Source organism: Betaproteobacteria bacterium, assembly GCA_016194905.1.
In the GTDB taxonomy this organism is placed as follows: Bacteria; Pseudomonadota; Gammaproteobacteria; order Burkholderiales; family JACQAP01; genus JACQAP01.
Map to the genome: position 1 here is coordinate 70,935 of JACQAP010000013.1, position 24,223 is coordinate 95,157.

At 57.0% G+C, this 24,223-nt stretch carries 24 protein-coding genes; 14 read left to right on the top strand and 10 right to left on the bottom strand.

Annotated elements, in window-relative coordinates; translation table 11 throughout:
* Positions 1–12: 12 nt before the first annotated feature.
* Complete coding sequence (locus HY067_07800; GenBank protein ID MBI3527857.1) at positions 13–675, top strand: hypothetical protein; 663 nt, start codon at positions 13–15, stop codon at positions 673–675.
* 114 nt (positions 676–789) lie between these two features.
* Positions 790–1,839, top strand: coding sequence for a hypothetical protein (locus HY067_07805; protein ID MBI3527858.1), 1,050 nt, complete (start codon positions 790–792; stop codon positions 1,837–1,839).
* A 177-nt stretch (positions 1,840–2,016) separates the two neighbouring features.
* On the opposite strand, the gene HY067_07810 is transcribed toward HY067_07805, so the two are convergent.
* Complete coding sequence (locus HY067_07810; GenBank protein MBI3527859.1) at positions 2,017–2,514, bottom strand: hypothetical protein; 498 nt, start codon at positions 2,512–2,514, stop codon at positions 2,017–2,019.
* A gap of 241 nt (positions 2,515–2,755) precedes the next feature.
* On the opposite strand from HY067_07810, the gene HY067_07815 reads away from it, so the two are divergent.
* Genes HY067_07815 through HY067_07825 form a run of 3 tightly spaced genes read left to right on the top strand, consistent with a single transcriptional unit; the run spans position 2,756 to position 5,654 of the window.
* Entirely contained in the window at positions 2,756–3,667 is a 912-nt protein-coding gene (locus HY067_07815) for a caspase family protein (protein MBI3527860.1), read from the top strand.
* Positions 3,664–4,638 carry a hypothetical protein gene (locus HY067_07820; GenBank protein MBI3527861.1) on the top strand — a complete coding sequence of 325 codons (975 nt, stop codon included), beginning with the start codon at positions 3,664–3,666 and terminating at the stop codon, positions 4,636–4,638. The genes HY067_07815 and HY067_07820 overlap by 4 nt, the downstream gene beginning before the upstream one ends.
* On the top strand, positions 4,635–5,654 hold the full coding sequence (locus HY067_07825; GenBank protein ID MBI3527862.1) for a hypothetical protein: 1,020 nt from the start codon (positions 4,635–4,637) through the stop codon (positions 5,652–5,654). Before HY067_07820 ends, HY067_07825 begins: the two co-directional genes overlap by 4 nt.
* A 305-nt stretch (positions 5,655–5,959) precedes the next feature.
* Here the strand turns inward: HY067_07825 and HY067_07830 are convergent, their stop codons facing one another.
* Positions 5,960–7,474, bottom strand: a complete 1,515-nt coding sequence (locus HY067_07830; GenBank protein ID MBI3527863.1) for a DUF4139 domain-containing protein — start codon at positions 7,472–7,474, stop codon at positions 5,960–5,962.
* 147 nt (positions 7,475–7,621) lie between these two features.
* Here HY067_07830 and HY067_07835 point away from each other — a divergent pair, with 147 nt between their 5' ends.
* From HY067_07835 to HY067_07875, 9 genes are all read left to right on the top strand, one after another.
* Complete coding sequence (locus tag HY067_07835; protein ID MBI3527864.1) at positions 7,622–7,900, top strand: hypothetical protein; 279 nt, start codon at positions 7,622–7,624, stop codon at positions 7,898–7,900.
* 114 nt (positions 7,901–8,014) lie between these two features.
* On the top strand, positions 8,015–9,796 hold the full coding sequence (locus HY067_07840; protein MBI3527865.1) for a glutamine--tRNA ligase/YqeY domain fusion protein: 1,782 nt from the start codon (positions 8,015–8,017) through the stop codon (positions 9,794–9,796).
* On the top strand, positions 9,775–10,614 hold the full coding sequence (locus HY067_07845) for a polysaccharide deacetylase family protein (protein ID MBI3527866.1): 840 nt from the start codon (positions 9,775–9,777) through the stop codon (positions 10,612–10,614). The genes HY067_07840 and HY067_07845 overlap by 22 nt, the downstream gene beginning before the upstream one ends.
* Positions 10,615–10,882: 268 nt before the next feature.
* Positions 10,883–11,605 (top strand): class I SAM-dependent methyltransferase, encoded by a 723-nt coding sequence (locus HY067_07850; protein ID MBI3527867.1) that lies wholly within the window; start codon positions 10,883–10,885, stop codon positions 11,603–11,605.
* A 61-nt stretch (positions 11,606–11,666) separates the two neighbouring features.
* Positions 11,667–12,017 (top strand): hypothetical protein, encoded by a 351-nt coding sequence (locus HY067_07855; GenBank protein ID MBI3527868.1) that lies wholly within the window; start codon positions 11,667–11,669, stop codon positions 12,015–12,017.
* A 70-nt stretch (positions 12,018–12,087) separates the two neighbouring features.
* The gene (locus tag HY067_07860) at positions 12,088–13,770 is read left to right on the top strand and encodes a thiamine pyrophosphate-binding protein (protein MBI3527869.1); all 1,683 of its coding nucleotides are present in this window, start codon (positions 12,088–12,090) and stop codon (positions 13,768–13,770) included.
* Positions 13,771–14,089: 319 nt separating this feature from the next.
* On the top strand, positions 14,090–15,586 hold the full coding sequence (locus HY067_07865; protein MBI3527870.1) for a hypothetical protein: 1,497 nt from the start codon (positions 14,090–14,092) through the stop codon (positions 15,584–15,586).
* A 277-nt stretch (positions 15,587–15,863) separates the two neighbouring features.
* Entirely contained in the window at positions 15,864–16,793 is a 930-nt protein-coding gene (locus HY067_07870) for a hypothetical protein (GenBank protein ID MBI3527871.1), read from the top strand.
* Entirely contained in the window at positions 16,790–17,743 is a 954-nt protein-coding gene (locus HY067_07875; GenBank protein MBI3527872.1) for an RNA-directed DNA polymerase, read from the top strand. The genes HY067_07870 and HY067_07875 overlap by 4 nt, the downstream gene beginning before the upstream one ends.
* A gap of 589 nt (positions 17,744–18,332) precedes the next feature.
* Here HY067_07875 and HY067_07880 read toward each other — a convergent pair.
* From HY067_07880 to dhaL, 8 genes are all read right to left on the bottom strand, one after another.
* Positions 18,333–18,542, bottom strand: coding sequence for a DUF2281 domain-containing protein (locus tag HY067_07880; GenBank protein MBI3527873.1), 210 nt, complete (start codon positions 18,540–18,542; stop codon positions 18,333–18,335).
* Positions 18,543–18,910: 368 nt separating this feature from the next.
* On the bottom strand, positions 18,911–19,576 hold the full coding sequence (locus HY067_07885; GenBank protein MBI3527874.1) for a hypothetical protein: 666 nt from the start codon (positions 19,574–19,576) through the stop codon (positions 18,911–18,913).
* A gap of 302 nt (positions 19,577–19,878) precedes the next feature.
* Complete coding sequence (gene dhaK / locus HY067_07890) at positions 19,879–20,868, bottom strand: dihydroxyacetone kinase subunit DhaK (protein MBI3527875.1); 990 nt, start codon at positions 20,866–20,868, stop codon at positions 19,879–19,881.
* 41 nt (positions 20,869–20,909) lie between these two features.
* Positions 20,910–21,329 (bottom strand): hypothetical protein, encoded by a 420-nt coding sequence (locus HY067_07895; GenBank protein ID MBI3527876.1) that lies wholly within the window; start codon positions 21,327–21,329, stop codon positions 20,910–20,912.
* 10 nt (positions 21,330–21,339) lie between these two features.
* Positions 21,340–22,926 (bottom strand): phosphoenolpyruvate--protein phosphotransferase, encoded by a 1,587-nt coding sequence (gene ptsP, locus HY067_07900; GenBank protein MBI3527877.1) that lies wholly within the window; start codon positions 22,924–22,926, stop codon positions 21,340–21,342.
* A 1-nt stretch (position 22,927) separates the two neighbouring features.
* A complete protein-coding gene (locus HY067_07905) occupies positions 22,928–23,212 on the bottom strand; it encodes an HPr family phosphocarrier protein (GenBank protein ID MBI3527878.1) in 285 nt (94 codons plus the stop codon).
* Between the two features lie 11 nt (positions 23,213–23,223).
* On the bottom strand, positions 23,224–23,649 hold the full coding sequence (locus HY067_07910; GenBank protein ID MBI3527879.1) for a PTS-dependent dihydroxyacetone kinase phosphotransferase subunit DhaM: 426 nt from the start codon (positions 23,647–23,649) through the stop codon (positions 23,224–23,226).
* Positions 23,613–24,221 carry a dihydroxyacetone kinase subunit L gene (dhaL, locus tag HY067_07915; GenBank protein ID MBI3527880.1) on the bottom strand — a complete coding sequence of 203 codons (609 nt, stop codon included), beginning with the start codon at positions 24,219–24,221 and terminating at the stop codon, positions 23,613–23,615. Before dhaL ends, HY067_07910 begins: the two co-directional genes overlap by 37 nt.
* Positions 24,222–24,223: the final 2 nt, after the last annotated feature.

The following is a 24,223-nucleotide window of genomic DNA, read 5'->3' on the forward strand; positions in this document are numbered from 1 at the left end:
TGACGTCGAGAAATGAGCACGAAAGAGATTCCCCCCGGAACTGCGCTTGTTAGGACTGTCGCAAGCCGCGAACTCGGAGATATCGCGTTCGATTCGGCCGAGGTTGCTCTCGACAGCGTTTTAACCGAAGGGGTCCTCAGAGAGCTTCCCGTCGTCGGCATACTTGTTAAGCTTGCGAAGGCGGGCCAATCAGTTGCGGAAGAACTCTTCCTGAGGAAACTTCTTCGTTTCCTGCTCGAGCTTAGGAAAGTTCCCGTCGAAGAAAGAGCGAAGCTCTTGGCGAGACACCCTGACGGTACGGAAGAACAGAGTGGTCTGGGTGAAAATCTGTTGTTGGCGCTGGAACGCCTCGACAATATACATAAGCCAGCCCTGCTAGCACGCTTTTTCGCAGCGTATATTCGGGAGCAAGTGGACTATTCAACCTTCTCTCGCCTTGCCCAAGCACTGCAGCGCCTCAACTTTTCGCTGATACCGCACGTGCGTTGGTTCTATACGCGCGAAGGTCCGATGATGGACATTACTGAGGACATTGAGCACGAACTCAGTTTGGCCGGATTACTAACGGTGAGTTTGGAGGGCTCTGGGTCGGTCGGCGGGGGTGCAGGTTATCGCTATTCTCCAATCGGGAAGCTTTTTCTCGAAATAGGATATGGTGTACATGTCCGTCAATGAGTGGTCCAACAAGTGCGCCAACCGGACACGCAAACAGCGGCGCTACACTTGCTTTTGCATGCGAGTTAGGCCCAAGTGTTATGTCTCCTCCATCGGCCGATAAGCGCTTAACGAATGAACCAGCTCCTGGCAGCACTGCCCGGGTACTATGATGCAATTGTCGAAGACCTCGCGCGCGCGGACTGGCTGGTTCACAACTTCCGCAAACCGAATCCAGAAGGTCTCTACAATCCTGCAAACTACCTCCACAACAGGGAATTCGACGAAACCGAATACCGAGCCCTAATCGACCTCAACGTACTTCAGTTCATTGTCAATTGTCTGAAAAAGGGCAAACCGCACCAGAACTACCGAACCGCTTGCGCCCTTCTCGTTTTTTGTCGCCTGAGTGACATCCAGATAGAGCCGGCCCTGGCAGTCTATGAAAGGATCAACTACAACGCTGAGAACCTGGAGGAGGCACTCACAGAGGTCCAACTATTGCGATCGCTCGACAACGCAGATGTAGACTACCTAGCGCAGTATGCTCTGGGCGTCGTGGATAACCTTCTAGACATTGATCGTGTGCACGTCGAGCGAGAATCGCTGGCCGCAGGGCTTACACAATATAGGAGGTTGACACACTGGGACTCAGTTTACCTATTAGTTCTCGGGGCGATATCGGTGTACTGGGACGCCCACATCCCACAAAATCGGAAACTAGAAAATTATGTAGAGTGGATGTTGCGTGAGTACCGCTTATCGTTGCCGTGTGTAGTCTACGCAGTACGTCTTTTCGGCCAGAATCCCATGCCGAAGATGATGAAGTTCCGTCCAGACCGGCCCGAACACTTGAGACGTATCGCAGTTTTCAATATGACGTGGGACCTGTTTCACGTCGATCACTACTTCAAAATCTGGACTAATCCGCAAGAGAAATGGGAGGCGCTCTTCTTTACGCACGACCGAGTGTTGAAATCGGTAATGCGATTGGCTATCTCCGTTCAATATGCTGGCACCTTGGATCCAGTTCTTCAGTACCTCAGTGAACGACAGGCTGCAGCCTTGCGCTCGCTCATCGACACTCGCAGTGAGCGAACTGACCGTGTGTACGGTACGGATGCATGGACCCCTGAGCACAGATCTCGTGGTATCGCAGCAATCGAGGCTGCGCTGTTTCAATGACCGCGGACCAAGTGAAACATAACAGAATCTTTCCTCTGCAAACAAGTATCAGCTCATCAGTTCTTTTTCCTCCGCGCCCTCTCTTGCTTTTCCTCTGCGTCCTAAACGGGTACTCCGACGTGCCAGGCGGCACGTAGGGTATCTGCGTCAACGCTCCGGTCCCTGGCCGGCTAACAGTCACCAGGTATATCGAACCGTATAGCGCACCACCGCCTCCCCATCGGCAGCGACCGTCACCGGAAAGTGAATCGTGCGCGAGTCCTGTTTCTCGTACGACTGGTTCATCTGCGTGATCTTCCAGTTCGTCCAGCGGTAGAGGTTTTCCTTTACGATCACCCGCACCGGTTCGTCCTTGCGGTTGTGGATCTTGACCTCGATCTCCTCGGTCATGGTGTTACGGTTGGTGTCGACTTTGAAATCCACCTGGCGACGCTCGCCCACAACGTCGAAGGCGCTGCCGAGTTTGAGCTGCACGGTTTCGTTCTTCGGCGTGTGATCGATGCGATCTTCCCCGATGAACTCCAGGCTGCCATCCGCGCTGTCGAGCTTGGCTACTCTTATCCGACCCGACGGCAGTGGCACGCCCATGCCGTCCGCGGTGGCAGCCGCTTCCTTGCCCCATGCACCTTGCGTACAGGAATTGGGGCAGCGTTCGTGATTTATTACCCGGATCAAGATTGTCCCTTGACTCCACCGCGCTGGATGCGCCACTATTTAAGCCCTCAAGGGAAAATGGCAAATAATCTGGTTAGCCTAACCGTCGCGCGAAAATCCTTTTGACGACTTTATGTGCCTGTCCTCCATTCGAAGATCGCTCTTTACGTGTTCAACGTTTGCGAACTTGATTGTAACAATCTCAATTTCGATGGTCAGTACGCTTCCGAATTCCGCATTCGCATACGATCATAGGATTGCCTTGCTGATTGGGCTCGGAAAATATGAAAGTGGAGCAAGCAAAGGTTTATTTAGAGATCTCCCTGTTGCCGCCAACGACCTAGAGGCAGTCGCCAATGCGCTTGAGAGACTCGGGTTCGATCAGATCGAGATTTATTCGGATCTAATGCCGCCAATCGGTTCGCGGTTTGATTTTCGTAGCCTATTAATTCCCGGCGATAGTCCATCCTTGCCTATCAACTCGCTGCATGTGGATAGACTAATTAATGACAGGCTCATTGCTCTCGAGGAAACAGAGGAGAACGATTTATTACTAATCTACTTTACCGGTCACGGTGGAATCTTCGGGAAGGCTGACCGAGTGTTAGCTGTACCAGACAGTCGGGTCAGCACCCCGAATTCCTTCGTCCAAGTAAAGCACATACTCAACATCATGGCCGACAGGGCCAATTCTACTGACAAATTTCTTGTCGTCGATGCCTGCGCCGATCAACTGAAAAATAGCGCTGAACTGCAAGGAACAAAGACGGATGAGGAACTACCGGATTACTTGTATTCAAGCAAGCTTGGTGAAATGTCATTCTTCGATCGGCATCTGGGGATAAGCGTGTTTACGCACTATTTTGTCGAAGCGCTTGTGCGAGCTGACGAATTAGGGATTGGAGACGTAACAGGGAAGATCGAGTCACATGATATAAAGAATTATGTTCGTCGCTACGTGCCATTGCATACAGATATGGAACAAAAGAAACCGCAACGGCCCAAGAACGTACCACTTGTCCAACACCCTTTAGGTTCGGGCAGCCAGAACTTAGTTTTGACGCAATATAAAGTTGGTACAAAATCGCCACTACCAGACTCAGAAGCGACAGCTGCTCAAAGAGAAATCTACCTGCGAAGCATACAAGAAACGTACTACGGAGACGCCAAATGAACATTGCCGGCATCACGAGTAGGCTAAGCTTAATCTGTCTTGGGGCCCTAGTCTGTGCGGTCCCGGCCTATGTATCGGCGCAGAGCAAATCCGAAGACACGACGATTTCTCCTATATCGATGTCAGCGAATATTCCAGGCCTGGAAATTTCCCCAAATACCATCGAGCGCTGGGCGACTCAGGCAGAACTTAGTCTTCAGCAAGTTGAGAAGATGGGACTACGTCCCGGATATTATGACGAGATGGGAATTCGCAAACTTCGGAAAATTGGAGGTGATCAAGACCTTCGTCGATTTATTGAGTATTTTGACCTAGAATTTGGTAAGACTATCGACAACGTCAGCCTAGGGACTTGGGAGCGAGTGTCGACGCTAGACGCCTTTATCGAAGATGCCGTGACCTTTGGAGACTTTGATTCAAGGCGCGAGGCAGATCTTCGCAATTCACTGCGAGACGCGGCCAACGAGAAAATAGACGATGAAACCCGGATCAAAGCGCGCTCCGTCGCTTACCGAATACTTTCCGACGCGCGCCTGGCTGCTGTGCGAAAATCCCGTGGCTACCGGCTGTTAGCGGACGTGCTAAAACGGGAACTAGAAGGCCGTGAATTCGTGAAAAACATTGGAATGATCGTCGAAATCAGAACATCTGCAAAACAACCAACGATATCACCCGTATCCTTAGTCACTATGGAATGCGAGTCGTCGGATTCTGCGAATCGCGATCTCCCGACGTTAGTATTCACGCAACGGAAGCGTGATTGCAACGAGTTCGGCATTTGTCGCGTCGAGTCTATCGCCGAGGTTAGCAAGGGGCCTAGCTACAAGACGGTTTTTGAAGCGTTACAGATCGACGGTCGTAAGTATCTCGATGGATGCTCGCTTATTACAAAGATGTTAATAGACGGAGTGGAGATCACTAGGACACTTCCGGGATTATTCATTTCCCATACTGCGCCGCTGGTTCGATGAAACAATCGATACTGATTCTTTCTGCGATCGGTATTTTTCTGTTTGATGGAGCAATAGAAGCGGCGGCGGAACCTATAACCGAGACCTCAATCTGGAAAGTGAAGCTCCTGCCAGATGGAACCGGGAAATTCAAAGTCGAAGGGCCCTTTGCGATCGGAGATCCAGTACACGAAACCCTGACACTCAAAGCGCTTATTGACGGCGGCATACTTAAACAAACCACCAAGCGGAAGGATCATGATGCTGCACAGTTTATTCGTGGTGCATTCTGGAACGATGATCCCTGCGCGCAGCTCTTTGAAGAGAACGAATTTAGTCCACTAAAACCTTCATTCGGTATTGTTTGGTATTTAGACTTTAACGATGCAAAGCAGGCCACAAGTCAGGGCACAGATTTTCAAAATCTTAAATGTCCACTTCTCGGAAGAAGTCATTTTGGCGATCTTCAGTTCCTTCACGGAATGGCTGACCGGAATGGAGTGAAAGCGACCGAAACAGCTGAACGCGTACTAGCTTGGGCCAGTGTTTCCTACAGAATTGCGATTGGTGAAATTGATGCGCACAAACCGCTAGAGACAGATGCGACGGCAAAAGCCTTACTGAATTCAATTGCTAATCAGAATGCATTGAGTTTGATGCGCGCTAAGACAGCGACCGATACCCAAGCTCGCGCTCTAGGTAGCTTTTTACACATGATTCAGGATTCCTATGCTCACGGCCACGTAACTCGGGCGACCGCATACGAGCCTCGCTTAGGCGCCATTACGCAATTTCTTTCTTACGTTGACCAGAACTCGGATAAGCACGCCCATGACGATTCATGGCGTGATGGAACCAACGATCTTGAACGAACACTTAACATTCCGGGCGCCCGGGATGCTCTTTCTATCAGCACCGAAATTGTGAAGCTCTACAAATCGCGAGCGAGTTGGGCCAATGTCGAGGAATACCTGAGAAACGGGCCGCTGTACGTGATGCCTGACGCTCAAGATTCGGGCCCGGGCAATTATCAGTGAACCGACGAAAAAGTGAACTTTCCTAGTAATACGATGGCCGCAGTCCAAAGTTTCTAATTGGTTGCTTCAGTAAAGTGGGCGCACCCCTCAAGGGTCCCCCATAAGGTGGTATTAAACAGAAGGTATTGGAATGAATCGACGTTCCTGAATGCCGGACTTCGGCCGGCCCGTCTATGTTCGGCAGTCAATACCTCACGATCCGCAACTAACTCAAATGCTACCCTTATGCTTTCCTGTGCGTCCTTTCTTTTCCCTTGCGAACTTTGCGTCAACGCTCTTAGTGCCGGCCCCTGGCCAGCTACCCATTACCACGTATACCGAACCGTATAGTGCACCACCGCTTCCCCGTCCGCCGCGACAGTGATAGGAAAGTGAATCGTGCGCGAATCCTGCTTCTCATAAGCCTGGTTCGCCTGCGTAATCTTCCAGTTAGTCCAGCGGTAGAGGTTTTCCTTGACGATTACCCGCACCGGTTCGTCCTTCCGGTTGCGGATCTTGACCTCGATCTCCTCGGTCATGGTATTGCGGTTCGAGTCGACCTTGAAATCGACCTGCCGGCGCTCGCCCACTACATCGAAGGCGCTGCCGAGTTTCAGTTGTACCGTTTCATTCTTCGGCGTGTGATCGATGCGATCTTCCCCGATGAACTCCAGGCTGCCATCCGCGCCGTCGAGCTTGGCGACGCGCACCCGGCCGGATGGCAGCGGCACGCCCATGCCGTCTTCGGTGCGATTCTTGAACGACAAATAGGTGTCGACTTTCTTGTTGCCGGTAATGCCGTAGTTGCGGTCGGTCATCGGCCCGCCGCCATACCATTGCCCGGCCTGGCCGTAGTACACGAGCGTCTTTTCGCAGGCCACTCCCGCCACCTTGGGAAACAATTCGATCTGCTTGGTGGAATTGTCCGGTAGCGAACTCGGTCGCCCCAGGGTATAGAGGTGATACTCGAAGAAGGATTTTTCTTCGAATCCGCGCGCCTCGTCGGCCATCTCGCTCCGCATCGCCTTTGCCGCCATCGGCACCGCCTGCCCGGTGTGTTCGGCCCGATGCACGTCACCTGCGACGAGTTTTATTTTCGCGTCGGGATAACTGCCGCCCGATTGATTGAGGATGCTGACCCAGGCGCCGATGTCCACCTTGCAGGAGTTGGCATCCTTGCCTTCGGCAAAGGTCAGGTTGTAGTCCGCCCACCAGGTGATGCCGGTGGTTTGATAAGCAACGCGTGTCTTGTGCGTTCCGGCCTTGCCGGCAATCACGTCCCATACCAGAGTCGGCCGTGTAATCAGTCCGCCGGGAAGTGAAGGCAGTTTCACGCCGGCATTGTAAGGCAGCGTGCGCACCGACCCGTCCGCCTCCCGGATGACCATGCCGCCCTGAGTCGAGAGCAGCTTGCCTTCCAGCGTCTCGATCCGGTTGCCGACCATGCGCTCGACCGCGATGTCGCGATCGATGAAGCGCGTCAGCAGCTTTTCCGGACTCACCAGGTCGAACTGAAAGTTCTGCTCCATCACGCGCGTGCCAATGGGGTCGGTCAGCGAGGAAAACGACACGGTGGTCGGGTCGATGAACCCGGCGACATCGGTGAAGCGAACCGTATTGCGGCCGGGGTTCAGCGCGATTTCGCGCTCGTGACGAACGGTCGCGTAGCCGGGTAGACTGTTGCCGCCACCTCCGTTTCGATACTGGTCCGGCGATATCGAGCCCGGCGTCATGGTGCTGTAGATCGTAATGGCGTGGGTCCCTTCGTCCGCGGCAAAGGCGGCGAGCGAAGCGGTCAGAGTCAGCATGGCAAACGGGGCGCGCAGACGGCGGGAAAACATGAGCGTTCCTTTCCGGTTGAGTGGGTTGCCCTCCTGTAAACGGGCGTTGTCCGGAAACGGGGTTAAGCGCAAAGCGAAATCCGGCGAAATCCTTCGACTGTCCGCCCGCTGGTATGACTGTTTTATTGGATTGCTTCAGCGCACGGGATGAATAGACGAACGCTCCAACTTCTTTGCGCTTCCGGGCTGGCTGGGCTGCCGCTTGCCGCGGCAGCCCATTTGCTGGACGGGTCGCCCGACCCTTTGCCGCGCTGGGTTCCGATCGCCGGCCTGATCATCGCCGGGGTCATGGGCGGCGCCGTGGGTTTCGCCATCAGCAAGCACCGCCAGTCGATGGAACAACAAAAGAAACAGAGGTTGCAGCGCGCCGCGGAGGCCAGCGGTTCGCCGGCAACGGGTTCGCCGCCCCCTGAATCCGCGCCCTGAACGCCAGTTTCCGCCCACGAAAGGCTTTCGAGGCATTAAGATTGCGATTGCTTCGATAACGGCAACGGCCCCGATATTGCAACGGCCTCGTTCTCAATCATTCCGTCAGCCAGCGTGAACAAACCTGCAACCGGCGATAAGGCGCACCCGCACTCCGTCGCCCAAGTCACCAATTTCATCCGCAACATCATCGAAGCCGATCTCGCGCGGGGGAAAAACGCTGCGCGCAGGTGGGACGGCAAGCCCGGCCCGGCGTCGGCCCACGCTTCCGCGTCCGCCGATCCCGCGAAAATCCGCACGCGCTTCCCGCCCGAACCCAACGGCTATCTGCACTATGGGCACGCCAAGTCGATCTGCCTGAACTTCGGCGTGGCACTGCTGTACGGCGGATGCTGCCACATGCGCTTCGACGATACCAACCCGGTCACCGAGGACACGGAGTACGTCGACTCGATCCTGGACGCGGTGAAATGGCTGGGGTTCGACTGGGGCCCGCATCTTTATTACGCGTCGGACTATTTCGATACGCTTTATGAATTTGCGGAAGCCTTCATCCAGCATGATCTGGCCTATGTCGACAGCCTGTCCGCGGACGAGATGCGCGATTACCGCGGCACCCTGACCGAAGCCGGCAAGTCCAGTCCCTACCGCAACCGTTCACGCGAAGAGAACCTGGACCTGTTCCATCGAATGAAGGCCGGCGAATTTCCGGACGGCGCGCACGTGCTGCGGCTGAAGATCGACATGAGCTCACCGAACATCAACCTGCGCGATCCGGTGATCTACCGCATCCGCCACGCGCACCACCATCGCACCGGCGACAAATGGTGCGTATATCCGATGTACGACTACACGCATTGCATCTCCGACGCGCTGGAGAACATCACGCATTCGCTGTGTACGCTCGAATTCGAAGACCATCGTCCGCTGTATGACTGGGTACTGGAAAAGCTGGCGGGGTTCGGCTTGCTCGCGCGACCGCTGCCGCAGCAGTACGAATTCGCCCGCCTGAATCTGTCCTATGTCGTGCTCTCGAAGCGCAAGCTGATCCAGCTCGTCGAGGAAAAACACGTCGACGGCTGGGACGACCCGCGCATGCCGACGCTGGTCGGCGCGCGCCGTCGCGGCTTCATGCCGGAAGGTTTCCGCCTGTTCACCGAGCGCATCGGCGTGTCGAAATCCGACTCGTGGATCGATATGAGCGTGCTGGAAGACTGCATGCGCGAAACGCTGAACGAGAGCGCGCCACGGCGCATCGCGGTGCTCGATCCGATCAGGCTCGTGATCGACAACTACCCCGCCGACAAGGAAGAGGTATGCGAAGCACCCAACCATCCGCAGAAGCCGGATTGGGGCAGGCGCGCGCTGCCGTTCTCGCGCGAACTGTGGATCGAGCGCGAGGACTATATGGACGTGCCGAGCAAAGGCTACTTTCGGCTGTTTCCCGGCAACCAGGTGCGGTTGCGCTACGGTTTCGTGTTGAAGTGCATCGGCGCCGACAAGGATGCAGGCGGCAATGTCACGGCGGTGCATTGCGAGATGTTTCCCGATTCCAAGTCCGGCACACCGGGCGCGGATACTTACAAGGTAAAAGGCAACATCCACTGGGTGTCCGCGCGCCACGCGTACAAAGCCGACGTGCGGCTCTATGACCGGTTGTTCGCGGTCCCGCACCCCGGGTCGGAGCGCGATTTCCTCGAAGACCTGAATCCGGGTTCGAAGAAACTCATTCACGCCTATTGCGAACCCGCCCTGAAAGACGCGAAACCGGAAGAGCGTTTCCAGTTCGAACGTCACGGTTATTTCTGCGCGGACCGCAGCGACTCCAGGGCCGGCGCTCCGGTGTTCAATCGCACCGTCACGCTACGCGATTCATGGGGGAAACCGTCGACCTGAGCCCTTCTCCACGCAATGGGGAGGGCCGGCGCCGGGCTTGGCGGCCCGGCGTTGCAATCTGGCTCTCGGCCGGATTTCACATTTCGGCATTGATCACGCTGATCGCGCGGCCGCAGTGGTGGCCGTCTATCCTGACGGCAGTTGTGCTCAATCACGTCTTGCTCGCCTTGATCGGACTGTGGCCGAGGAGCCGTCTATTGGGTGCCAACATGCTGCGCCTGCCCGACGCCGCGGCGAGTCGGAAGGAAATCGCGCTGACGTTCGACGACGGACCGGACCCGGACGTGACCCCGAAGGTGCTGGATATTCTGGATTCGTATCATGCGAAGGCCAGCTTCTTCGTCGTCGGCGACAAGGCTGCGGCTCACCCCGATCTGATTCGTGAAATCGTGAAGCGCGGACACAGCATCGAAAACCACAGCCGGAAGCATTCGGGCTTCTTCGGATTTTTCGCATGGAGGGCACTCAGGGAGGACATCGGCACGGCACAGGAGATCATCGCCGCAATCACCGGACGACCGCCCGCGTTCTTCCGCTCTCCGATGGGGATACGCAGTCCCATGCTCGATCCGGTGATCGCGCGATTGGGATTGCGCTACATCACCTGGACACGGCGCGGTTTCGACACGGTCGCCGGCGATCCCACGGTCGTGCTGAATCGCCTTACCCGGAAACTATCGGCGGGCGACATCTTGCTGCTCCACGACCGCCGGACCCGCGCTCAGCGGGCCATCGTTCTCGAGGTCCTGCCCGCATTGCTGGACAGAATTGCCACCGCGGGACTGAAGCCGGTTTCGTTGCCGTTGGCTATGCAGTGATGCTAAATCCGGCAGTTCATTCACCGCTAAGGACGCCAGGGACGCAAAGGAAGGCGATAGGCGTGTCTGACCGAACTCACCCAAAGGGCTAAGGCGCTGATAAATCCATGCACTTGTTTTCCTTGGGCACTGTCGACACGGCGTTGGCGTAGCCATCCGGGGCGGGAGGCGGTGCTTCGGCGCACTTCCCGCAATCGGCCGACTACGTCGGTAACGTGTCCGTGTGCCGCTTTGCGTCCTTGGCGGTGCAACTGTTTTTTCTAGGATGATGCATCCGGAAATCGGCGCGCTGATCGAAGCTGCGTCCAGACCTTATCTTGCAGCCGGGCGCTACGCCTATTATTTTGTTCGCGGCAAGCTCACGCACGATCCGGTATTCATCGCGCTGCTGCGTTCGGGGTGCATCCCCGATCGGGCGCGGGTACTGGATCTCGGTTGCGGACACGCGGTCCTCTCTTCGCTGCTGCTGGCGGCGCGCGAAAGATTCGAAGCCGGACTCTGGCCTCCCGGATGGGTTGCACCGCCATTGGGGTTGCGACTGCTCGGCATCGAATCGGAACGCAGGACGGCGCAGCGGGCACAGATCACGCTGGAGAATCGCGCGACCATCCGCACCGCCGACTTGCGCGATGTGCCGCTACCGGACGCGGACGTCGTCGTTCTGATCGACATTTTGCATTACCTGGAGACGGACGCTCAGGTTTCCTTGCTCGAACGAGTCGCGCAATCACTGCGCGGTGGCGGGCTCCTGATCCTGCGGGTGGCCGACATTTCCGCGGGCTGGCGGTTTCACGTCGGGAAGGCCGCCGATCGTTTCGGTTCGCTGCTGACTGCGCGAGCCATGCCGAGGCATTATCACAGGCGCATCGACGAATGGTTGCATCTGCTCGACAGTTTGGGTTTCGAACCGGGCGTCGAGCCGAATGCCGCGGGCCAATCATTCGCCAACGTGCTGGTTTGGGCGGCAGCGCCGGCGATTGGGCAGGCTTGAGAACGTGCCGCCGACGCCGCACAATGGGACCTTCACGTCCCGACTTACCGGAACCTTTCACGTGGACCAAGCCCGGTTATCGTCCTTCGAGCAGCGCCGCACGGAAATCTGGCGGGTAAACCGGCGCATGGTATTCGGCTGCTTCGCGGCAATCGCGCTCCTGGCAATTGTGGTGAGCGTCCTGAACATGCCGGTGCAACTGTCCTGGACGGCGGCGATGGTGACCGCCGGACTGGTCGCGGTGACCATCATCCGCGTTGTACGGGCGCTGAATGCGCTCTATCGTTGTCCGAATTGCGGCGTGCTGCCCTACCAGACGCTGAACGAATACAAGTGCGGCGGGCTCGGCCCGACCCGGGCGAATTTCATGAGTCCGCGCGCTTGTCCGCACTGTGGGACGCGCATCCGATAAATCCCCGCTCTCGCCCTGCCCTAGACCCTATCCCCTATCCCCTAACCCCTAGCCCCTAGCCCCTAAAACGATGGATCGCTCCCCGCTTCCCCCGACTCTCACCGGCCGCACCGCTTTCACGAAACTGCTTGCACAGGAAGGCGTGACCCATTTGTTCGGCAATCCCGGCACCACCGAACTCGCCATCATGGAGGCGATGTCGCAACAATCGGCGATCAACTATGTACTCGGCCTGCAGGAATCGGTGGTGGTTGGCATGGCAGATGGTTATGCCCGCGCTTCGAACAAACTGGCCGCCTGTAACGTGCACGTAGCGCCCGGTCTGGGCAATGCGATGGGCGCGCTCTACAACGCGAAGTTCTACGGCTCGCCGGTACTGATCACTGCGGGCCAGCAGGAGCAGGGTCACGGACTGATGGAACCGATGCTCTACGACCCGCTGGTGCCGATCGCTCAGCCGATGGTGAAGTGGGCGGTCGACGTCGCGCGCGTGCAGGATCTGCCCCGCATCGTCCATCGCGCCGCGAAAGTGGCGCTGACGCCTCCGACCGGACCGGTGTTCATCAGCCTGCCGGGCGACATCCTCGACGCGGAAGCGCCGCTCGACCTCGGCCATCCGACTCGCGTGGATGCCGAAGTGCGGCCATCCGATAGTGCGCTCGAACGATTGGCGAATCGCCTGCTCTCCGCGCGAAATCCGGTGCTGATCGCCGGCCACGAACTGGCTACCCGCGATGCGTTGCAGGAAGCAGCACAGCTTGCGGAAACACTGGGCGTGGCCGTGTGGCAGCAGACCGTGCCCTACGCCGCACACTTCCTGTCCGAGCACCCCGCCTTCGTCGGCCAGCTCACGCGCAGCCAGACGCAGGTGCGCGGCTGGCTGCAACCTCACGACCTGCTCGTTTGTCTCGGCGCGGACGTGTTGCGCATGTCGGTGCACAACCCGATCGACGCATTGCCCGATGGCATGCCGATCGTGCAGATTTCCGAACGCGACTGGGAACTTGGCAAGAATTACCCAACCGAGATCGCGATCAGAGCCGACGTAAAAGAAACCCTGCGCGCACTCAATGCAGTGCTGCGTTCGCGCATGACGGCCGCCCAGAAATCCACTGCTTCGGCACGGCTCGCCGAAATCGCGAAAAACAACTGGAGCGTGAAGCGCGCGAAGGCGTGCGAGGAAACATCGAAACTCGAAAACATCCGACCGATGGATCCGAAAGTGCTAATGATGCGGCTCTCGGAAGCCGTGCCGAAGAATGCCGTCGTAGTCGAGGAAGGATTGACCTCGACGTTCCAGTTGCTCAACTACCTGCCGCTGCGCGATCACCAGGGTTTTTACGGTCTGGCGTCGGGCGGCATCGGTTTCGCCATGGCCGGAGCGGTCGGCATCAGCATCGCGCTGCCCGATCGCCCGGTGGTCGCCATCGTCGGCGACGGCAGTGCGATGTACACCATCCAAGCACTCTGGACCGCCGCGCATCTCAAGCTGCCGATCACCTATGTAATCCCCAACAACCGCAGCTACCGCATCCTGAAGGAGCGACTGGTTTCCTTCCGCAAGACGGACAAGTTTGTCGGCATGGACATGGACGATCCGCCAATCGACTTCGTGATGCTCGCGCAATCGATGGGCGTGCCGGCGCGACGCATCACCGATCCGCAGGATGTCGGTCCCGCATTGCGCGAGTCCATGCAAAGCGGTGGTCCGAGGTTGCTGGATGTGACGGTCGCGAATGGCTTCGGTGCGTGACAAAGCATCGGGTGCGGATACTGACAAGTTGCGCTTACAGGATCAAAGACGAATCAACCGGTCGGTGCACACGTGTTTCCGGACTGGCTGCCTTTGATCGTAATATGTGCAATAGAAGATGTTAACGAGATAATGTGTATTCCTAAGCCCCTGTGTTACTTGAACGGGGCTATGGCTTTGCTGGTCGAGCCAAAGGACGAGCTTCTTGTCCTGCTGGCGCCGGTTTTATATTCTTGACTAAGTGTCTTAATACCTCCATGGCCGTGTTTCGCCTCACGCGTGCAGTTTAAAAGCGAGTTAGACACCCCCGAGATAGCAAATGAATAAGCACGAAATCCTGCGCTCAATGACGTTTGGTCAACGAGTGGCTGAAGAAGAAACTGACGTCCTGGCAACCTACTTTGTCGAGACCGACCATTGGCAACGACTCTATGGCGGCGAAATTGACGTCGTATACGGACCGAAGGGCTCTGGCAAGAGCGCGTTGTACTCACTACTTTTATCCAAGAATACTGAGCTTTTCGATAGAAACATTGTTCTCGTCGCGGGCGAAAACCCAAGAGGCGCCACAGCATTTCGCGATCTTGCAACTGACCCTCCCGCTAGCGAACGTGAATTTGTGGGGTTGTGGAAACTCTATATTGCCGCATTACTGCATAGCGGTCTTGCTGAGTACGGAATTCGGAACGACTTCACCAATCAGCTCGAAGTGACTCTTGCTCGGGAAGGCTTAGTTAAGGGAAGCCTGTCCCTTAGCGGCCTACTACGTGCCGTCGTAGACTATGCGCGACGAGCGCTCCGGCCGCAGGCCATTGAAGGTGACTTGGAACTTGACCCCATTACCCAACTGCCAAAGGGCTTTAAGGGCAAGATCATATTTTCGGAACCAGGCCGGCAAGAATCTGACCCCGAACTCCGGTCCGTTGATCGGCTTCTCGAATTGGCAAACAACGCGCTGGCGAAGTCCAATTTTCAGTCCTGGATTCTTCTTGACCGCCTCGACGTCGCGTTCGCGGAAGAAAGCAATTTAGAAAACAATGCCCTCCGAGCGCTCTTCCGTGTATATCTAGATCTTCTTGCCCTTTCGAATGTAAAGCTAAAGATTTTTCTCCGAACAGATATTTGGACGCGGATCACTAGCGCTCAGGGATTTCGCGAGGCAAGTCACATCACTCGGCACGTCACAATAAGCTGGAATCGTGGCTCGCTCTTAAATCTTGTATTACGCAGGGCGCTTCACAATGCTTCGATTCGGGACGCGTACGGAATAAGTCAAGACCTTCCACGACAGAGCGTCGACGCACAAGAGAAGTTTTTCTATCGAATGTGTCCCGAGCAAGTCGACGTCGGCCCGAACAAGTCAAATACGTTCGACTGGTTGCTTACGCGGACGCGCGATGGAACAAAGGAAAATGCTCCTCGTGAGCTCGTTCATTTTCTCAATTCGCTACGTGAGGTTCAGGTGAAGCGTTTTGAAATAGGGCAGGATGAACCAGAAGGCGAGCAGCTTTTCGCTCGGCCTTCTTTCAAAGATGCATTACCTGAGGTCTCCAAAGTTCGACTTGAACAAACCCTCTACGCGGAGTATCCAGGTCAGAAAGATTGGATCGAGAAGCTTCGAACTGCGAAGACACTCCAGACTCCTGAGACTTTGGCCGGAATCTGGGGCATCTCTTCAGAAGAAGCATCGCAACAAGCTAGCGAGCTCGCAAATATTGGTTTCTTTGAGGCTAGGGGTACACGGCAGTCGCCTGAATACTGGGTACCTTTCATATATCGCGACGCTCTGGACTTGGTGCAGGGCGCAGCCGAATGAGCGGATGGTTAATAATATCTTGACGGAACAAAGCATGCCCTTTGCACTGTCATGACCAGAGGGCCCTCTGGCGCATTGACGGCATGCTCTAATGCCCATTAATATTAATGAGTCTCTTAGTTGGGCTTGTTCGGTTTTTAATTCGAATAATGCTCTTGGCCCGGTGTACCGCCAGGCCGAATTATATTGCGCGAGACTCTTTGGGCAGGTTTCCCAGCCCGAGAGCTCCTCGCTCTCGGGCTGGGAAACCTGCCCACGCTCTGAGTAAGAGACAAACGTGACACCCCAACTCTCCCATCCTAGCAGTAAGACGCTGATGGGGGAGTTGGTTTCTCTATTTCAATCTAAACGCATTTTTACCCGCAGAGATCGGCGCTTAATATTCCTTTGTGGCGGCCCCGTCGATTCAGGCAGACAATCATTCCGAAAGAAGCTTCTCAAATACGCACAAACGTCTCTACATGATTTTCGCTTCTTTCTTGCCGAAGATGCAGCCCGAGATATCTTTGCTCACGGGCATCCATTTTTTGTAAACATTGCCGAGTTTGAAACTCTCATCAGCGCCCTAGCTGATTGCGTAGTCGTTATTCCGGAAAGTCCAGGGTCAATTGCCGAACTAGGCTATTTCTCCGCATACAAATTGATCAGAGACAAGACTCTCGTTGTCAATGATCTGAAATTTCAAGGTGACCAATCCTTCCTCAACCTTGGTCCCATCGATCTCGTAAACCGTCATTCTGTGTACCGTGGGGCCCTTCATTTCGATTTGAAAGCGAAAGCCCCCAATTTCCGAGCGATTGTTAAGCAGTTAAGGCGATACGAACTCGAAATACGAGGGCATTTTGAATTCAAGAAATATCGTCAGCTACCGATCCCCCATCGACTCTTCGTAGTCTTCGAATTGATCTATCTATTTGGCCAAATCAGTCACGAAGCCCTAGAGCTGGCAATTGGTTTCGTATTTCAAGGAGGAAGATCCTTAAGCAGCAAGCAAAAGCGAGAGTTACGGCAACTTTTATCAATTCTCTGTGCGGGACAGTATGTCCAGCGTATCGAACATGGCTTCTTGTTGATGCCCGTGCCTAAAGTTAAGCCCTTTTTGGATATAGATGAATCTCTCAGGGACTCCCTGCGAGTCAAGATATCCGATTTTGTGCTACGGACTTCGACCCAAGATAGGGCTCAGCGCAAGGAGAACTCAACATGATTCTGCGAAGCATGGCAGCAGACATGCGAGTTCCCGTGGCTTATATTGAATTGATAGCTACGACCGCCAGTCATCGATACAAGATTTACCGAATTCGAAAGCGCACCGGGGGAACTCGGGAGATTTCACATCCTTCGAAGGAGCTTAAGGGCCTACAAAGATGGCTTGTGCTTCACGTGTTCTCACAATTGCCGATTCACGATTCGGTTTATTCGTATCGAAACGGACTTAGTATTCGCGATCACGCCGAGGTACATAAGAGGAACAACTACCTCGTTCGGATAGACTTCAAGGATTTCTTCCCCTCCATTACCGCAAAGGACGTGGCTCGTCTCCTGCTCGCGAATCGTCAGAATCTCCCACTGACCATCACGGCGGCAGACTTGAAGGCCATTTGCTGGATCGCCTGCCGTAATGGTCGCTTAACGATTGGAGCACCTTCGTCCCCTGTTATATCTAATGCTGTGCTTTATCCGCTCGACGAATATTGGTTTAACACCTGCGAGCAACGAGGAATTTCTTATTCTCGTTATGCAGATGACATTTACCTGTCAACTAACGCGCCGAATGTTTTGGCCACAATATACAAAGAAATACGCAAAGACCTCGAAGAGCGCGAATGGCCGAAATTGCAAATTAACCAGAGAAAAGTTGTCTTTACTTCCCGTAAACACAATCGAAACGTTACTGGCCTGATCCTCACGTCGGATCGACGTGTTTCGATCGGGCACAAGAAAAAAAGATGGCTCCGATCACAGGTGTTCAAATTTATGGAGGGTCAACTACCTGCGGAGCAGGTCTCCTATCTTCGTGGATATTTATCGTTTGCCAAATCGGTAGAACCAAGTTTTCTCACTAGACTCAGAAAAAAGTACGGCGCTAGCGTGATTCATCAAATCGCCAACATTCAACCGATGCAGCTCAAATTGGTTAAGGTACGAAAGAAGTGATTTCCAGATTCGTCCCGATCGGGGGTCGCCTAGCAAAGAGGTATCCGAGGAGATCTGGGATGTCCAGATTCGTTAGGATTGGGGACCCGTCAGTTCAGCGGCACCCCGAGCGACCAAGAGGTCCCAGATTTGACGGGGTTGGGAAGCGAAATAGGGTTCGTGCGCCTCAAGGGAGTTGAATATTCTCCAGCCAGTGCCCAGATTCATCCTGCCGGCACGCCCTAGCGCATTAGAGATATCGACCAGTGCCCAGATAATTATCCCCTCTGGCAAGCCAAAAAAACCGCGTCGCCAAAACACTCTGGTCGCTCCGACTTCAAAACGCTGAAAACAGCGTGACGACATTCGCGAATTTCGGCGTGCTTTGAGGTTCGACAAGCGCTCACCGCAGAGGATTCTTCACAATACCCCCTTGAGGGGTACGTGGGGACGCGGATACCCTCGCGATAGCGTGGAGTACCCTTTTAGGAAAAAGAAGTTGAATGCTCCACCCAACGCCCGCCTTGCGCGGGCGTTGTGATTTTAGCGGACGATCTTCGCAATCGTTGCTCTGAGCGTCTGCTGATCGTGTTGATTGAGTCTGCCGAAGCTATAGCTGGTCGTAGGCGGCATCGTCTTCGTTGTCCCAGACACGTCCGAAGGCGGCTTCCGAGGACTTCATCGCTGCGCGGGTGAGTCCACGTGCATCGTCCCGGCTTTGCAGGAAATCCACAAAGTCCTCCACCTCCGCAATGCGCTCCGGCGGCAGTCGTTTGAGTTTCTCGATGAGTGCTTGTTCATGCTGGCTGGTCATATTCATTCCCCTTCAATTGCCCCGAATTATCTACTTGTTTCGTTTGTTCTACAAAGGCCTGCGCATACCGACGTGATCCCCGATTTTAGTAGCGTTATGATTTGGAGTCCGATTCTCTCTTCGTGTCTTCGTGCCTTAAGGTGAAACACTCAAGGGAACACTTGGAGCTGAAGCTGTCGTGGTGATGCTTTCCGTGAAGAGCAACAACTCGTCATCTGACTGACAGTGTCTGTCATGTGAATTGTCGGTTTACTTCAAAATTACGGCTTCTTTGCTTTGTCAATATAAGGATCCACCAGGGCAGCCCGCGAGCGGATCGTCTTTCTCGCCTCTTCAGCCACTTCCTCCAGGTGCTGATGCACCAGGTTCACACCCTAGATCGCCATCATCTTGAAGTACTTGATGCCGGCCTCACTGCTGGCGAAGCGCATGGTGTTCTCGTATTTGGTGAGATCGTAGATCGGCGCGAAGTGGCTCTTCGCCTCGTAAGTCGCGACCTGTAGCTCGCGCATCTCCTGCTCCGAGCCCGGCACGCCGTATTTCAGCCGATCGGTGAAAGTGTAGGTCTGCAACGTCAGCTCGCCGACGAACCATTCGATGACACGCCGTTGCAGTTCGCCGCCTTCGCTGCGGAAGTGCACTGCGATCTCGTCGGCCTCTTCGCCATTGAAAATGGTTGCGACCTGTTCCGACCAGGCTTCCTGCACCCAGAAGCCGCTGGCGACCTTGCGCTGGATCAGCGCGTCCGTGCCCTGCATCAAGTCGCGTTCGGCGCCCTGCCATTGCGGCGCATCCAGGTTCCAGGTTTTTCTGTCCAGCCCGGCAGCCTTACCCTTTTCCGCAAGCAGGTCGCGCGCCGCGGTCAGGGCAGCCTGCTTGACGTAAACGCGGCCGATATAGACCGGCAGCGCCACATCGTGAGCCTCGACGAGCCGCGACACGGCGTCGCGCTTCAGTTCCTCTACGCTTTGATCTTCGGCAAGGGCGACCGACACAAAAAAACCCGCGACGACAGCCGCGGGCCAGATATTCCACTTCACTTCAATCTCCTTGGTAAGTTACCGGTAGCGTGTTGGATCCCGATCTGCAGGATACCCTCAAAGCGCTCACCCAAGAGGATGCATCCGCTTTGTGAAGGTAGTCTCGTCAAGAAAAATATTCACCGCAATGGACGCCAAGGACGCAAAGGAAAAACAGAAACGAGGAAAAATATGCGGGAGTGAAAAGTAGGCCCGGTGCCAAATTGACCACCAATCGCAGGTTTTATTACTCCCGATTGTTTTTCTGCCTTTGCATTTCCTTGGCGTCCTTGGCGTCCTTTGCGGTGAGTGCTTATCGGTCTTCAAACTCCCCAGCGTAGTGCGGCAGTATGCACCGGGGCATCCCAAAGGCGCTTGAGTTCGGTGTCGAGCATCGTCACGGTCACCGATCCGCCCGCCATTTCGAGAGAGGTCACGTAGTTCCCGACCAGCGATCGCGCCACGCGAACGCCGGCCTTGGCGAGAAGGCCGTGTGCGGCGTGATACATGATGTACAACTCCATCAGCGGCGTGCCGCCGAAGCCGTTCACGAGCAGGATCGCTTCCCCGTGCGCGGCGGCGCCGAGATCGCCGAGGATGGCGTCGACCATTTCCTGAACGATCGCGTCCGCGGGTTTGAGTTTCACCCGGCGACGGCCGGGTTCGCCGTGAATGCCGACGCCCATTTCCATTTCGTCCTCGCCGAGTTCGAACGTCGGCTTGCCGGCGGCCGGGACGGTGCAACTGGTTAGCGCCACACCCATCGAACGCGTCCGCGCATTGACTTTTTCGCCGAGGACCTTCAGCGCGCCGAGATCACGGCCCTCCTCGGCGGCCGCGCCGATCATTTTCTCGACGATCAACGTTCCGGCCACCCCGCGCCGGCCGGTCGTATAGGTGGAGTTGTCCACGGCGACGTCGTCGTTGGTGATGACGGTTTCCACGCGGCCCCCGGACATTTCCCTCGCCATGTCGAAGTTCATCACATCGCCCTCGTAATTCTTGACGATGAACAACACGCCCGCGCCGGTTTCCACGGCCTCGCTTGCGGCGAGCATCTGATCCGGCGTCGGCGAAGTGAACACCTGTCCCGGACAGGCGGCATCGAGCATGCCGCGTCCGACAAAACCGGTATGCAGCGGCTCATGACCGGACCCGCCGCCGGAAATCAGTCCAACTTTTCCTTTCTTGAGACTGGCGCGGCGCACGAACTTGGCCTCTCCGCCAAGCATGACGATATCGGCGTGCGCTGCGCAGAACCCGACCAGGCTCTGCTCGAGGATGCTGTCGACGCTGTTGATCAGCTTCTTCATCTTCTCTCCTTCCTGTCCAAGGACTGCGTGCGCCTTGCCCTTCACGACTCCCGCAGCACGCGTGCAATCTTTTCGGCAAATTCCGTGACGATCGTTTCCAGTTGTTTGTTCCTGCGTTCATCGCCGAGGTCGGGCAAAGTCAGCGCGACCCGGTGCACCCGATGGTGTCCTTTCAGCAACTGCAGACGGCGATGATGGGCATCGCGGTACGCGGTCAGGAACTGCTCCTTCTCGCGCGGGGAAAAGTGGCAGATCTCGAAAATGGCGTCGACGTGCTGCGCCGGGATCGGTGTCGGATAGGCGGGATTGGAGATCTGCGATATGAAGCTGCGGTTCTTGCCCAGCGCTTCCGCGAGGCGCTGCCGCATTCCCGAAGGCCGGCTGTCGAGGACCTTCTGCAGCATGCGCTTGTACGCGACCACATGCTCCAGTGCCACATCGGCTTTTGCGTTGCGACTCATCTTTGCAGCCTCAGCACTTTGCGATGGCCGCCTTGACGGCGGCCAACGCCGCGGGCGCCACCGACAGCGTGCGCAGCCCGCAATCCAGCAGCGCCGGTAGGTGCCGCGGATCGCTTGCCAGGTCGCCGCACAGGCTCACTTCCCGCCCTTCCCGGTTTCCATGTTCGCAGATGGCACGAATCACGCGCAGAAATCCGGTGCCGGGCAGCGCCACCGAGGTCAGTTCGGGTTCATCGCGACTCGCCGCGGACAGATACTGGATCAGGTCGTTGCTGCCGATGGAGTAAAAGGCCGCTTCGAATTCTTCGACGGCGAGCGCGGCCGCCGGCACCTCGACCATCATTCCCAGCGGCGGGGTCGCGGCCGGCGTGCCTTCCGAAATCAATTCCGCCACTGCCTGGGCCAGCATTGCGCGGCAGCGCTCGAGTTCCTCCGGCAGCGTGATCATCGGGATCATCACTTTCAGGTTTGCGCCGACCGCCGCACGCGCCAGTGCCCGCAACTGCACGCTCAACACCTGCGGATGGCGCAGAGACAGGCGTACGCCGCGCACACCCAGGAAAGGATTGGATTCGCGCTCGCGCGTCAGGCCCGGAATCGGTTTGTCGCCGCCCGCGTCCAGCGTGCGGATGGTGACCGGCTTGCCGGCCGCCCATTCCACGAGGCGGCGATAGACGCGGTACTGTTCCTCCTCGTCCGGCAGGCGGTCGCGGCCGTGAAACAGGAATTCGGTGCGCACCAGGCCGATGCCGTCCACATGGGCGGGATTCAGAGTCTCGACGTCATCGGGTCCCGCGACGTTGATCATGACGCGCACCCGCTCGCCGGAACCGGTGCGGGCTTCCTTCTCGAGATACCGGGCATCGGCAACCTGTTGCAATGCATATGTCGTGCGCTGGCGATCGAAAGCCTGGCGCGTAGTCGGATCCGGGTCGAGAATCAGCAGTCCGTTCTGCGCATCGAGCAGGGCCTGCGAATGGCCGGCGAGCTTCGCCGAGTCCACCCCCACCAGCATCGGTACGCCGCGCGCGCGCGCCAGGATGGCGACGTGGCTGGTAGCGCCGGCCCGATGCAATACCAGTCCGCCATTGCTCCAGTCCGTTGCCAGAAAGCGCGACGGCGCCAGGTCGTCCGCCACCACGATCGCGCCCCGCGGAATGGCTTCGACGAGTTTGCCGGCCAGTCGGCTCAGCACGCGTTCGCACAGATCGCGCAAATCCGCGGTGCGGGCGCGGAAATACTCGCTGTCGGAAGACCGGTAATCCTCGATCTGCAGATCCATGGCCGCGCGCCAGGCCGCATCCGCGGCTTCGCCCGCGTCGATCGCCGCATAGGCCGGATTGGTGAGTTCCTCGTCCTCCAGCAGCGCGATCTGAAACGCGACGATGCCCTCCTCGTCCGCGTTGCCGGTCCTGGCGACGAGTGCGACCAATTCTTCCTGCGCGGCCGCGATCGCCACAGCCAGAGCGTCCCGTTCCTCGGCAAGGGACCCGCGCGAGCGCGCCACTTGCGTGACCCCGGCCAACCGGACCAACGGTCCGACCGCCAGACCCGGTGCCACCGGCGTACCCGTCAGCAAGACCATTGCCGTCCCCATCTCAGGATTCGGTTTCGAAATCGCGCTCGACCAGCGCGATCAGCGCGCTCACCGCGGCTTGTGCATCCGTGCCTTCCGCGCGGAAATGCAGGAGTGCGTCCTTGGGCGTTTTGGTCTTCATTACCTTGACGATGCTCTTCACGTCCGTCCACGGTCCTTGGTCCGACGGTCCGAACTCGATCCTGGAACTGAAGCTTTTCGCCAACTGCGTGAGCCTGACCGATGGCCGCGCATGCAGCCCGACTTCGTGCAGCACGCGCACCACCCCTTTTGCACTCTGCGTCATCTATTGCGGCCTTATGCCGGTTTGAGTTCTTCGGCGGTGCGTCGCACTTCTTCGAGCGACGATCCGGCAGAGGCTTCGGTGGCCGCCATCACCGCACCCTCGACAATCGGGGCGTTGCACACTACCACACGGGTTTGCTGCTTGCCCGGCAACAGCTCGATGGCCATTTCGCTGTTGGTTTCCGCGCCGCCAAGATCGACCAGTACCGCAACACCGGCCTCCGACCACGCGCGGTTGATCGCCGCGAGAATCTCCTCGACATTGGTGCCCAGCCCGCCGCCCGGCGCACCGCCGCACCATGCCAGCGGCACATCGTCGCCGACCATCTGCCTGACCATATCGGCTGCGCCGCGCGCCACATCGGGCGAATGCGACACGATCACGATTCCGACGTTTGCATTCACGCCCTGCCCTCCATGACATCCACCACTGCACATACCATCAGCGCCGCAGAACGCGCGCCCGGGTCCATGTGACCGATGCTACGTTCGCCCAGAAACGAAGCCCGTCCGCGCTGTGCGCGCACCGGGATCGTTGCGGTCGCCGCTTCCTGCGCAGCCGAGCACAGACGCGCCGGGAGATCGCCTCCCGTCTCCTGCAGGATCGACAGTACCGGAACCAGCACATCGATCATCGTCTTCTGGCCAACGTCCGACTTGCCGCGCGCCTTCACCGCGTCCACGGCCGCGGCGAACGCCTGCGCCAGACCGGCGCGGTCCGCTTGCACAGGCAACGATTTGCCCAGCGCAATGAACAGCGAGCCGTACAACGGGCCCGACGCGCCTCCCACTTTCATCACCAGCGCCATGCCCACGCCCTTGAGCGATTCGTCCAACGGCATGGCGGAAAACTTGTCGAGGTCGACGAGTACCGCTTCAAACCCGCGCTTCATGTTCAACCCATGATCGCCGTCGCCGATGGCCTGATCGAGCGCCACCAGTTCGTCGGTGTGCAGGATGACCCGCTCGGCCACCGTCTTGATCAATCGTCTCTGCAGATCCGGGTCAATCA

Coding starts and splice junctions, on each gene's coding strand:
- HY067_07800 (MBI3527857.1), top strand. CDS start 13: ATGAGCACGAAAGAGATTCCCCCCGGAACTGCGCTTGTTAGGACTGTC.
- HY067_07805 (MBI3527858.1), top strand. CDS start 790: ATGAACCAGCTCCTGGCAGCACTGCCCGGGTACTATGATGCAATTGTC.
- HY067_07820 (MBI3527861.1), top strand. CDS start 3,664: ATGAACATTGCCGGCATCACGAGTAGGCTAAGCTTAATCTGTCTTGGG.
- HY067_07825 (MBI3527862.1), top strand. CDS start 4,635: ATGAAACAATCGATACTGATTCTTTCTGCGATCGGTATTTTTCTGTTT.
- HY067_07830 (MBI3527863.1), bottom strand. CDS start 7,474: ATGTTTTCCCGCCGTCTGCGCGCCCCGTTTGCCATGCTGACTCTGACC.
- HY067_07835 (MBI3527864.1), top strand. CDS start 7,622: ATGAATAGACGAACGCTCCAACTTCTTTGCGCTTCCGGGCTGGCTGGG.
- HY067_07845 (MBI3527866.1), top strand. CDS start 9,775: ATGGGGGAAACCGTCGACCTGAGCCCTTCTCCACGCAATGGGGAGGGC.
- HY067_07850 (MBI3527867.1), top strand. CDS start 10,883: ATGCATCCGGAAATCGGCGCGCTGATCGAAGCTGCGTCCAGACCTTAT.
- HY067_07860 (MBI3527869.1), top strand. CDS start 12,088: ATGGATCGCTCCCCGCTTCCCCCGACTCTCACCGGCCGCACCGCTTTC.
- HY067_07865 (MBI3527870.1), top strand. CDS start 14,090: ATGAATAAGCACGAAATCCTGCGCTCAATGACGTTTGGTCAACGAGTG.
- HY067_07875 (MBI3527872.1), top strand. CDS start 16,790: ATGATTCTGCGAAGCATGGCAGCAGACATGCGAGTTCCCGTGGCTTAT.
- HY067_07880 (MBI3527873.1), bottom strand. CDS start 18,542: ATGAATATGACCAGCCAGCATGAACAAGCACTCATCGAGAAACTCAAA.
- dhaK (MBI3527875.1), bottom strand. CDS start 20,868: ATGAAGAAGCTGATCAACAGCGTCGACAGCATCCTCGAGCAGAGCCTG.
- HY067_07895 (MBI3527876.1), bottom strand. CDS start 21,329: ATGAGTCGCAACGCAAAAGCCGATGTGGCACTGGAGCATGTGGTCGCG.
- ptsP (MBI3527877.1), bottom strand. CDS start 22,926: ATGGGGACGGCAATGGTCTTGCTGACGGGTACGCCGGTGGCACCGGGT.
- HY067_07905 (MBI3527878.1), bottom strand. CDS start 23,212: ATGACGCAGAGTGCAAAAGGGGTGGTGCGCGTGCTGCACGAAGTCGGG.
- HY067_07910 (MBI3527879.1), bottom strand. CDS start 23,649: ATGTGCAGTGGTGGATGTCATGGAGGGCAGGGCGTGAATGCAAACGTC.